The organism is Heminiphilus faecis (genome assembly GCF_008728965.1).
GTDB lineage: Bacteria > Bacteroidota > Bacteroidia > Bacteroidales > Muribaculaceae > Muribaculum > Muribaculum faecis.
Genome location: NZ_VSMC01000006.1, coordinates 20225 through 32927, shown reverse-complemented (window position 1 = coordinate 32927; position 12703 = coordinate 20225). Strand labels below are relative to the sequence as shown.

6 protein-coding genes and 1 other RNA gene are annotated in these 12703 nt (G+C 46.6%); 6 read left to right on the top strand and 1 reads right to left on the bottom strand.

Annotation, left to right across the window (positions count from 1 at the left end):
* The first annotated feature begins 48 nt into the window (after nt 1-48).
* From FW767_RS03770 to rnpB, 6 genes are all read left to right on the top strand, one after another.
* On the top strand, nt 49-2550 hold the full coding sequence (locus FW767_RS03770; protein ID WP_235898022.1) for a glycosyl hydrolase 115 family protein: 2502 nt from the start codon (nt 49-51) through the stop codon (nt 2548-2550).
* Nucleotides 2551-2596: 46 nt separating this feature from the next.
* Nucleotides 2597-4582 carry a hypothetical protein gene (locus tag FW767_RS03765; RefSeq protein WP_394349335.1) on the top strand — a complete coding sequence of 662 codons (1986 nt, stop codon included), beginning with the start codon at nt 2597-2599 and terminating at the stop codon, nt 4580-4582.
* A 554-nt stretch (nt 4583-5136) separates the two neighbouring features.
* Entirely contained in the window at nt 5137-5694 is a 558-nt protein-coding gene (locus FW767_RS03755; protein ID WP_147438742.1) for a hypothetical protein, read from the top strand.
* 398 nt (nt 5695-6092) lie between these two features.
* A complete protein-coding gene (locus tag FW767_RS03750; protein WP_121698918.1) occupies nt 6093-7412 on the top strand; it encodes a DEAD/DEAH box helicase in 1320 nt (439 codons plus the stop codon).
* Nucleotides 7413-7452: 40 nt separating this feature from the next.
* A complete protein-coding gene (locus tag FW767_RS03745) occupies nt 7453-12024 on the top strand; it encodes a DUF4062 domain-containing protein (protein WP_121698919.1) in 4572 nt (1523 codons plus the stop codon).
* A gap of 62 nt (nt 12025-12086) precedes the next feature.
* Nucleotides 12087-12468, top strand: an RNA gene (gene rnpB / locus FW767_RS03740) — RNase P RNA component class A.
* 57 nt (nt 12469-12525) lie between these two features.
* On the opposite strand, the gene FW767_RS03735 is transcribed toward rnpB, so the two are convergent.
* Nucleotides 12526-12696: a DUF362 domain-containing protein gene (locus FW767_RS03735; RefSeq protein WP_068961275.1), complete on the bottom strand. Its 171-nt coding sequence runs from the start codon at nt 12694-12696 to the stop codon at nt 12526-12528.
* Nucleotides 12697-12703: the final 7 nt, after the last annotated feature.

The following is a 12703-nucleotide window of genomic DNA, read 5'->3' as shown; positions in this document are numbered from 1 at the left end:
TCGTATATTCTGATGCCGTTATCGATTATTCTCTGCCATGTATGCTGTATGGCTCAGAATTTCTGTATAGCCGATACCGCCGGTGCGTCAACGATTTTTGTCGATGCCGACGATTATGCCGGTGTCATAAGGGCGGCACGCGATTTAGGCGATGATGTACGTAAAGTTACCGGCACTTCGGCTCCGGTACTTCTGTCCCGAAAATATAATACAGGCGGCATTGTTGTCGGCACAATAGGTAAGAGCCGGTTGATTGATCGTATGGTAACACGTCATAAACTTGATGTCAGCGAGGTTAAAGGACAATGGGAGTCATATGTTATAGATGTTGTTGACGGAAATCTCGTAATTGCCGGAAGCGACAAACGCGGTACTATCTACGGCATATATGATCTTAGCCGCCGCATGGGAGTCTCTCCGTGGTATTGGTGGGCCGACGTGCCTGTGGCTCATCGCGATTCTGTCATATATGATGCCGGCCGATATGTGCAGCCTTCGCCGAAAGTCAAGTATCGCGGTATATTTATTAATGATGAGTGGCCCTCGTTTGGCGGTTGGGCTACCAAACGTTTCGGGGGTATAAATTCCGGGATGTACGCTCATATGTTCGAGTTGCTTCTGCGTCTTAAGGCCAACTATCTGTGGCCTGCCATGTGGGCCTCGAGCTTTAATGAGGATGATCCGTTGAGTCCGAGTTTGGCCGACGAGTACGGTATTGTCATGGGCACAAGCCATCATGAACCCATGATGCGTGCTCACAAAGAGTATACCAAGCGTCGCGATGAGGTAGGGGCTTGGAATTATAATACCAATAAATCAGGATTGGACAAATTCTTCCGTGCTGGCATGGAGCGTAATAAGAATTTTGATAATATAGTCACGATAGGAATGCGCGGTGACGGCGATGTGGCCATGAGCGACGGCGGTGATGAAGCTAACATGAGGACTCTCACCGAAGTGGTGAACGGACAGCGAAAAATCCTTTCCGACATTTATGGCAGCCCCGACAAGGTGCCGCAGCTATGGGCGGTCTTTACTGAAGTGCAGCGCTATTATGATGCCGGATTTAATGTTCCCGATGATGTTACGTTGCTTTTGTGCGATAACAATTGGGGCTATATCCGTCGGACAGCCCCGGAGAAAGAGCGCTCGCGCAAGGGTGGGGTAGGTCTGTATTATCATATAGACATGAATGGCGGTCCGTGGAATGACCGTTGGGTCAATACTTCTCCGCTGCCGAAGTTGCGCGAGCAGTTGAATCTGGCCTATCGTTCCGGCATAGACCGCATATGGATTATAAATGTGGGCGATCTTAAACCTAAGGAAGTACCTATCGATTTCATTATGACCTATGCGTGGGAGCCCGACAGCATACGGCCCGGAGATGAAAAAGCATATCTTGAGCATTTTGCCGCCGAGGCTTTCGGGCCTGATGTCGCTGCCGACGTGGCCGATATAATGGCTAAATACCCCAAGTATAATCTGTGGCGTAAACCGGAGGTGCAAAGACCCGATATATTAAGCGTGGAAAATTACGATGAGGCCAATCGTGTCACTATGATGTGGCGTCAGCTTGCCGAAAAGGCTGAAGCTGTGCGCTTGCGTATTCCCGTGGAAGCCCGCGACGCTTATTACCAATTGGTCTATTATCCTGCCGTAGCATCGGCTACTGTAGCCGAGATATATACGGCTGCGGCGCAGAACTGGTATTATGCCGATCGCGGTGACCTGCGGGCCAATGATTTTGCCGACAGAGCAAAGGAACTGTTCCTAAAAGACTCGCTCCTTACCGTACACTACAATAAGGTGATGGCCGGAGGGAAGTGGGACAACATGATGTCAGACAAGCATATCGGTTATAGCCGATGGTCCATGCCTGATAACAATATACTTCCCGAACTGCGTTATGTGGTGGAGTCGGAAGCCCGTCAGTCGCTGCCGGTTGTTGAAACACCTTCTTCTGAGTATTCCGTTGCCGCTATCGACTATTCTCGGTCTAAAGAGGTAGAAGGCATATCTTGGATTGTATTGCCTGATCTTGGACGTGGCGACGGATGTATGGGCGGCAGTGATGTGACAGCATCCGTGCCGTCGACCGGCGGAGCTGTGTTGGAATATGACTTAGACGTTGAAAATGCCGATTCGCTTAGGATAGCCATAGCTATCTTGCCTACGCAGGATATAAATCCGGGTCGCGGCCTGCGTCTCGGTGTCCGGCTTGATGACGGCCCGTTACAGATACTCGACGCCCGCAGAGGATTCCATGATGTATTTGAAGAATATACCCCTGACAATCTGAAACGGGCTAAAAACTTGAATCCTCTGCCGGCTCCCTCCACTCTTACTCTTTCGGGGTATCGTCGCCCAATGCGCAATGAGGTATTTGACAATCGTCGTTGGCTTGATGTCAATTTCGGTATAACCGATGTCGGCACTCATACATTGCATGTCGTGATGATTGATCCGGAAGTGGTTGTCGAGCGACTTGTCGTTAACCCTGACGATAGCAAATACAGCTATTTCGGACCTCCCGAGCGGACTGCCGAATAACTTGGTATGACTATAATAAATTGATAAACAGTGAAAATATAGTAATATGATGAAAAAGTTTTTTGTAACCTCTTTTCTGGCTCTTGCGGCATGCGCCGTGAGCGCGCAGAATCCCTATCTCCCGCTGTGGGAACACCTTCCCGACGGAGAGCCCCGTGTGTTTGAGGACCCCGATAATCCCGGTAAATACCGTGCTTATATAATCGGGTCGCATGACATAGCTTATTCGCGTTATTGCGGCAACGACATACGCATGTGGTCGGCTCCCGTGGAAGATCTCAGCCAATGGCGTGACGAGGGCCCGATATTCTCTTGGTTTGTCAACGGAGAGTGGGATACTATGTACGCCCCCGACCTTGTCGAGGTAAAGGATCGCAAGACCGGTAAGAAAACCTATTGGTTGTATCCCCACTCCCGAGGATGGAGGCGTGTGGCTATGGTATGCCGCGGCGACCGTCCCGACGGTCCTTTTACTCCGGTCAACCTCACCGACGACGGCACTCAATGTGTTCCCGGATCGTTGATTGATTTCGATCCTTCGGTATTTGTCGAGAATATTACCGACAAGCGAGACAAGGACTACGACCGCGGTTTCCGCGCATACGTATACTATGGTTTCCGTCACAGTACCGCATACGAGTTGGATCAGGACAACATGTATGCCGTGCGTCCCGGTACGGAAATTCATGACTACTTTATACCTGCAAGCGAGCGTTACGGCGAGATACGCGACCCGGAGGGCACCGAATATCCGGCCTTGTACAAAGACCAGAACCCCGGTGACTTCAATTTCTTCGAAGCATCGTCGATACGTCAGGTCGGCAATAAGTACGTTATGGTATTCTCCGGCTACAGTGGTCCCGACTACGGACTCGGGTCAACCAACTCGGCTCTGCGTTACGCCTATGGCGACACTCCGCTTGGTCCTTGGCGTTCGGGAGGCGTGCTTGTCGACTCACGTGGCGTAGTGCCCAATCATGACGGCTCGGCTCTGACCACGAGCAATGCCGCCCATAATACCCACGGATCTATTCAGGAGATCAACGGCCAGTGGTATGTATTTTACCATCGTCCGCCCCGCTGCTTCGGCAACGCACGTCAGCCTATGGTGGCTCCTGTCAAGATTACTTGGGATAAAAAGAAAGTGGCCGACGGCGGACAGCTCCACATCACTGCATATGACCCTTACTCCAAGGACAACGAGTGGAAAGCGGCCGCATCTGACGGTAACGTATATACCGGAGCCGAAGTGACAAGTGAAGGTTTTCATATATTCGGTCTGCCTCCCTATAATTACTATTCGGCCGGTATAGCATGCTACATGACCGGCAATGACTGGCTTCAGGACAATTATGATGTCTGGAACGACGGTATGGACCTCAAGGACATCACTTCCGGAGGTATAGTCGGTTTCAAGTATTTCGGTTTCGGCGGACTTGACAGCGACACAAAAGGAGTCAAGGCTTTCCGCGGCACTAAAACCGGCGACGGCACCAGCCTTGTCTTGAACCTGACTCCCGATTGTAAAAAGGCATTCCGTGTAAGAGTCATGCTTGACGGACCGTATGCCAACAACGTGTGGAACGGCCGCGAAATAGGTGTTGTTGAAGTACCTGCCGGCGCTCCGGCGGAGGCTCGTGACTATGAAGTGGCTCTCCCTGCTGTGGAGGGTTTGAAAGGCAAGCATGCCATATATCTTGTAGCCGAAGGCGATGATTGTAAATTTACATTGCACGGTCTCGGATTCGCAAAAACGGGCATGCCTTGTAAGCGTCCCGAGGTACCTTCGGTAACTATATTTGCCGACGGTAAAAAGCTCAATATGCCTGCCGAGCCTATACGTTGTACAAATGCCAACGGTCTGGTCGACGCTATACGTTACCAGCTCTATGCTCCGCTCAATCCCGATACAAGGCTTGAGGTTAAGAGCTCTGACAACGGCGTAAAAGCCGAGATAGGCAAAATAACCGACGGCAGGGCAACAATCAAATGTTCTTACAAAGGCAAAGATAAACTGTATCTGATCAATTGATACTGGGGGATTCTTTTATTTGGGTGTTTACGGGCTGCCGGTCACGATGCATTACATCGTAGCCGGCGGCTCTTTTTGTGTCGCAATTTAGTCTGTGAATGTGCCTTATCGAATGCTGTTGTATTCTTTACCAACGGCAAGTAGAATTATGCATATAAGAAATGGTGTAGCTAAAAAACTTAGCAAAAGCCATATGGCAGGATTTCGGTTTCTGCGTTGTGCCATTACAGCTACCAACACATACATACCGACATAAATGCCTAATAATACTATGGCGAGAATTATTATAAGAAGCATCGTCTTGAATGTATCGTCCGAGTCGTGATCTTCATGAGTTACTCCTCCTATACAGGTCGGGCTTCTGACAGCTTCTTTATTATCGTTATAGCTTTTTAATTCATATTTTATTTTGAATGCGGGAAAGCCGAAATCTTGTTGTTTACCCTTTGAAATAGCTGCGAAATATGTTGTAAAACATGTACTTAGATGGCTATGAACGCGTGAAAAATATTATATTTATAAATATTAATCAATGCTTAAATATAGAGGTAATCATGATGAAAAAACGGAGTATATCGGGTCATAGTCAGATTTACATGTTACTTGTGTCGATAATGTTTACAGTCTTCTATTCATGTACTAATTCGACTTCTGCAGGGGCTGTTACCGATAGTGATTGTGGGGCGCAGAACAACGATACCGCTGTGGCTGCTACGGAGGATGTGGTGTCGGCTTTTGTAGTATACGGTGTAGACATGAATTCTTCGGCGATTAAAGAGGGCGATTTTATCTGGATGGGGGATCTTCCGAATAGCGACAGGCCCGATTCTTCCTATGACGGATTTACTTTGCCTATTACCGGGTCCGTAGTTACTTTCAAAAAATCGACAGTCAGAAAACTGGCGCCGTCTGCTGACACATATATTATTGACGGAAATAAAGCTGACGAGAGCCTGTTTGAGGCATTGGATGAGGTTAAAATACAGCGTGTTACGATAAATGGCGACACACTTGTCATTGAGACTCGTTTCAGTATCGATGAGCCTAATCCTGATTTAAAGATTGCTGTGGATGAAGAGAGCCGTCTTTTCCGAAGGGCCGGTAATAATTGATTGATGTAAAAACGCTTTTTAATTATGGGAATGTATGTGGTGCAGGTGCCCATGCATATTTGCGGAACGTGCTTTGCACCAGCCATATTTTATTCAGGATAGTACAAAAAAAGAAGCGATGTCTCACGACATCGCTTCCCGTTTAAACCTTTATCTTAATCTAATACTATGAAAAACACACATACAAATGTACTCATTTTTATTAATACAAACCAAATATTTAAAGCATGTTTTAACAAAAATTTTGTAAACAATCGTGCTTGACTGCAACATGGCCGCTATAATTAACATTTAGTAAGAGTTTATTGTACGATATACAATAACTAATCTCCTCAACCGGCATTTTTTGCTCGTATTTACGTATCTTTGTAAAATATAAATTTATAATACACAATTCAATGAAGCAGTCAGTTATTATCGACAATATAAAATCGCGTCTCGGTATAGAGACTCTTAATCCCATGCAGCACGAGGTCATGAACTCCGGAGCACGCGACATGCTGTTGCTATCTCCTACAGGTTCGGGTAAGACCGTCGCTTTTGCCATAGCCTTACTGCAGACTCTCGGCAAGCCTTCGGCCGATGTCAAGGCTGTTATTATCGCACCGTCGCGCGAACTCGTAATGCAGATATATAATGTAGTGCGCGACATAGCCACCGGATATAAAACTGTTGCTTTATATGGCGGACATTCGATGACCGACGAGAAGAATTCACTCTCGCCGGCTCCTGACATTATTGTAGCCACTCCGGGGCGTCTCCTTGACCATATCAACCGCAAGCATGTCGACCTGTATACAGCCCGCGTACTCGTACTTGATGAATATGACAAGTCGCTTGAACTCGGATTTCATGACGAGATGCGTCGTATAGTGCGCACTATGCCCAATCTGAGCCGTACTATACTGACTTCGGCCACCCGCCTTCAGGATATGCCCGAATTCCTGAAACTGCGGTCGCCGGAGACTTTCGACTTTCTTTCGTCGGCCGACAAACCGCGCCGGCGAATGGACATTGTTCAGGTAGAGTCGCCAGCGCGTGACAAGATTGACACACTGGTCGATCTGCTACACTCGCTCGACAACGGTCGTGTCATCATATTTGTCAATCATCGTGAAAGCGCCGACCGTGTATACCGACACCTCAAGGAAGCTGGGCTGCCGGTAGGATTGTATCACGGCGCTCTCGACCAGCCCGACAGGGAGAAGGCGGTCGACCTGCTTAATAATGGCACCACCCCGATACTCGTATCCACTGATCTTGGTGCGCGCGGTCTTGACATAGACTCCGTACAGTCGATAATTCACTACCATATGCCGTTGACCAAGGAGACTTGGACCCATCGCAACGGGCGTACAGCGCGTGTCGATGCCCGGGGCACGGTATATGTTCTCACGTCGGAGGCTGACAATATTCCTGAATATGTGACTTTTGACCGTGCCTATGTACCTACGGGCCACTCCTCCGATCCTATAAACGCGTCGGCGGCCACTTTGTACTTCAATGCCGGGAAAAAAGAGAAGATATCGCGAGGCGACATCGCCGGTTTCCTTATCAAGCAAGGTGGCCTTGTGTCCGATGAGGTAGGGCTCATAATAGTGAAAGACCACTCCGCTATTGCCGCCGTGCCCGTCGACAAAGCCGCCGCTCTGCTCCGCACCATCGCCTCCGAGCGTCTCAAAGGCAAGCGCGTCCGCATCTCCCTCCTGCGCCCGTGACATAGACTTTGCAGTTGTTTAACCTTAAATATATGCCGATATGAGAGCAAAATATATCCGTTTTTTCATCAGTTCCACCTTTGCCGATATGGAGCTTGAGCGTAATCTTTTGAGGGATATATTGACTCGTCTTTCCGCAGAGTACGCCAAACTCGGATGGCAACTGGAGTATGTGGATTTACGTTGGGGTATAAGTCGCGAGGCTTCGTTGGATAACCGCACAATGAGCATCTGTCTTGAAGAGTTGAGACGATGTCAGGAGCTATCGCCGAAACCCAATTTTATTCTGCTTCTGGGTAATCGTTACGGATGGATACCATTACCCGAGATAGTAAGCCTGTCGAATTATGAGGCATTGGAGATGACTGCTAATGAGGATGTTTTATTTCACCGGTGGTACAGACTTGATGAAAATGCGCTTGCCGAACCGGTTTATGTTTTAATGCCTCGTACATCGCCTTATGATGATGACGCTGTATGGCATAGTGGGGTTGAGAAACCTCTTATGGAGATGTTTGAGCGTAATGTCGCCTATGGTAATGACTATGCGCTTTCTGCTACCGAGTATGAAATTAATGCGGGTGTATTGAAGGCCGATGCTCACAATCATGTATTTGCATTCTTTCGTGACTTATATGACGTGCCACATAATGAGCGGTCCAAGTATGAAGAGCTTACGCCGACGGGTGTCGCGAAAATAAGACGTCTACGCCATAAATTAAAGAGTGAGCTGTATGCGAAAAATACATTGGAAATTGAATGTTCTTATCATGAGTATTGCGGAGAGTGGTATAAAGATGAGTTTGTCGAGGGAGCTGAGGCAAGGTTGAGAAGCATCATTGAAAATGCTATTGCTGAGGCAGAGACTGATGACGAACTATCGTACAATTTGCGACATATGGCCAAAGCAACTGAACTTGCCGACGGTTTTGTAGGACGAGAAACGGAACTCCAATATATTGACAGCTATGTCAATAATCCAGAAGATAATGTCGTACTATGGATAAAAGGCAAAAGTGGCTCCGGTAAGAGTGCTCTGTTGGCAAAGGTGGTCAATAGGTATTCAGGTAGTCATGACATAGTATGCCGTTTTTGTGGCAGTAATCCCGACCCTTCCGATGCGAAGTTTTTGTTACGGTCGCTGTGGAATGACATTGTCGCGGCCGACAAATATAAAAATGAGCGAGATAAGAAACTTCGATTTAAATCTGCACGGTCGGTAATATTTGATGTAGACCATTTCGGTAGCTTGTTCCGAAAGCTTCATTTGACTCGTCCGTTGTTGGTCGTGATTGATGCCATTGATCAGGTTGACGATAGTACATACTGTAATTTTCATAGCCTGATGTGGTTGAATCATAAGCTACGGCCCGACTTGAAAATAATCATATCGTCGACCGATGATGTTAAATATAATTTCGAGCGTACCGATATCCGGTCATGGAATTTGCCGGCTATCGGCTCTAATGCTTGGTTGGTCATCGATAGTGTACTGATGCGTGCGGGGCGGAAACTGTGTCCGACGCAATGGAGTCAATTGTCCGGTATATTGACCAATACTGATGAGAGTGCATTGTATGCTAAAATCTTGGGGAATTATCTTTCAGATATGCCCTCATGGGCAGATTTGTCTTTGATACCTCCTACACTTGACTCGCTGATAGAATTTATATTTAACAGCCTGTCTCGTCCCGAGCGTCACGGAGCCTCTTTGGTCGAAGCTGTGGTCAGATTGTTTTGTGCGGAAGATTTAGGCCTGACTGATAGTGAGGTGTTGCGGTTACTGGCCCTTGATGAAGACTATGTGGATTCCCTTATTGGGAAATCATTTCATCAATTGGATAAAGCTGATATTAATATACCTCCTATATTATGGTACAGATTGAAATATGACATTGCCACATTATTGCGCCCTGTCAATACGGAGTGTGGCGTACTGATTGCATTCTTTCACAATGAGTTGCGACGGGCGGTCAAGAGGCTATATTTCAGTGATGCTAAGGTGCGTACTCGATACTATCATTCACTATATGAATACTATCTTGGCGGAATAAGAAATGATGACGGTCATGCGTTTTTACAATTAGTCAGAACATTGTATAACGCTATGATGTCATGTGCATGTTATGACATGGAACAGTATCAGGCTTTAGGTTTACAAGCATGGCGATTACTGACGCATACTCTTGATTATATATTAGGAAAACAATCAAGATACCCTAAACAGCTTCGAGCGGATTATGAATTGATAACACCCGTTCTCTCTCCCGAACGTGCACTAGAGTTTCTGTCGGTAAAGGCTGAGGTCGCACAATTACCCGAAATTGCCGATGTCGGATTGTTGGAACTTCAATTGTGTAATCTTCCCGACACTTCGCGGTTAAAGAAAACATATCTGTCACAATTTTCTATAATAGGGAAAATCGCTGATGATTACAGCAATATCTATATCGGAAACTGCGGTATAATTAAAAATACGTTGTGCAATGCATTCGACGCCGGGTATATAAGGCATATTGTCGATGTGCGCGGACGCGTAATGGCGATAAGCGGAGATGGAGACTCGATAGTATCTTTATATGACAACGGCCATAGGGTGCATACACAAAACTTGGTTAATTCAAGCAAATCGCGTGGCTACTCTTTGACTTCGGAGATTGTAGATTTTATTTGCGATGATACTCTTCGATATCATCTTATAGTGTGCGAAGATACTGCCTTTTTATATGACCAAGTTGAAAACAGGACCTTAAAACGATTGCCGGTCGACAAAAAGCGAAAGTCTTTGTCGGCCGACGGTAATGTCATGGTGTATGGAAATGGCAGTGACATAGAGGTCTATTTCAGAGAAACCGGCAATACTATAAGATTCAACGGTATAGTCGATGCAATGGTTTCTTATAGCGGAAAGTATGTATGGCTGATTACTGAAGAGCGCATACTTTTCCGATGGGATGTAGCGACCGGTGATATGCCCGGATTCGGTCATGTTGACGGTGACGAAGCTCGCATTGTTGCGGTACATGATGAATGTTGTCTTACGCGGAGGACATTATATCGCCATTGTATGGAAAATGGAAAAAATCGTTATTTTCATTGGTCTTATAATGTCGATTTATTGGTTTATGTTGCATGGTTTGACAGTACCGGCTCACGACTATATATGAAAGAAAAGCCTCATTGTCTCACGGTATTGGAATTCATTTCTGATGCCGATTTGGATGTGCATGTTTATCCATGTCCCGATATACGTTGTTATAATCGTAACTTTGTCTTGACCATGGGTGACCGTGAGGAGATTTTTAATGTAGAAGAGCGTATAAAATTCCCTTATATTCCGGCAGTATATAACTGCGGAATAAATGCATTGGCATGTGATTCTTCGGGCAAACGTATTGCTGTATCGGCCGGTATAAATCTACTGCAGGAAATTCAGCCATTTGTTTATGAGATAAATGGTACGGTTCTGAATAGTCGTGAATTGCCTTTTGAAAATAAAACATTCTCTTATATTGCTTGCTGCGCGGTGTCACCTGACGGGAACTTCATGGGAGCATCTTCGTTTGCACGAGAACGTAGTGAGCTGATACTTTGTGATATGGCCGGGCAAAGGCTTATTGATAAGCAAACGGAATGTGCGTGTATATCTATCTGTTTTTCCCGAGACAGCCGATACATGATTGGCGTGACCGGAGACTATATCTCTGACCCGTTTGATGTAAATGTTTATGTATATGACGTTTTAAACAAATCTTTTATCAAGCAAATTAATTTGCCGGAGTTCTATATGTATAATAAGGGAGGAGCTTTTTTTACGCAAAATAATAACTATATAATATTCCGTACGGGCTCATATTACGGAGTTTGGGATTTGTGGCAAAATAAACTTATTTATGATGACATAAAATGCTCTGACAGATTTATTGACAGGTGTGGCTCAAAGGACTTCCTCAGCTTGATGTGTTTTAACGCTAATGCATACGGACTCGTTTTTGAACATCCATGGATGAATGAGCTTATTTCTACAGATGAAGAGAAAAAGGAGTTGATACATGTTGACTTGGAATCGTTATATACGTATAGTGAACCGTGTGACTATTCTCTTGTCGGCATGTCTCCGTCAGGCACCATTCTATATTTCCTTAAAGATGGTCGGCTATACCGTCGTCATATACTGGAGGAGGAGAATTATATCTATTTGGCCGATAATGTACAGTCGGTATTTACCGTTTTTAATGATGTCCATATATTTGTATATCTGAATAGCGGTGAACTGATTTTTATGGATGTTGAAGCACGACAGGTGCTGTTAAGAGCCAATGCCGGTTTTTTGTGGGATGCCCGGGCATGTGCTGTGGGGCTTGTTACTGTAGATTATTTGGGAAAGATAAGCCGATTCGAAGTCCCTGCTAAGTACCAATTGAATAATCCGGCCATAGCCACTTTTACCGGTCGATGGGATTTGGGCGAAAAAGTGATGCGGGAGCCAAGTGCGGTTTGTCCTATGTGCGGAGCGGAAATGTTTTTAGACGATGATGCCGGATTCAAACCCGGAGGCGATGCTTTATGTCCGCGATGCTCTGCCAACTTGCACTTTAATCCTATGTTATAATAGCATTGGCCGGGTAATTTGCGTGGTGTTATGATGAAATTTTGTAAATTTGCGCTACGTTTCGAGCGGGACGGTCGGTCGCTTGTCGACTTCGCGTGCGGCAAGAGGAAAGTCCGGGCAACGCAGAGCACCATGGTCCCTAACGGAGACCTGTCAGCGATGGCAGAGTAATGTGACAGAAAATAACCGCCGCCCTTGTGGCGGTAAGGGTGAAAAGGCGAGGTAAGAGCTCACCGGGGCCCACAGCGATATGGGCCGCCGCACATCTGATGGGTTGCAAGGTCAAGTATACCGGCATTCAAGGGCTGCTCGTCCATTGCCGGGGGGTAGACTGCTGACTGCGGCAAAGCCGCGACTCAGCCCGGTGGTAACAGCGGGCGTAGATAAATGACCGACGGCGGAGTATCTCCGCTACATAACCCGGCTTACAGGCCCGCTCGATTTTATAAATAACAAAGGCTCCCATATGGGAGCCTTTGTTATTTATGTACCGGTATTGGATTATTCACCGGGGATAATTGCTTCGCTGGGGCAAACTTCAGCGCAGCTACCGCACTCGATGCAGGTGTCGGGATCGATGTGGTAGATGTCACCTTCGGAGATTGCTTCTACGGGGCACACCGGAAGGCAAGTGCCGCAAGCTACACACTTATCTGTAATTACGTAAGCCATGATAATT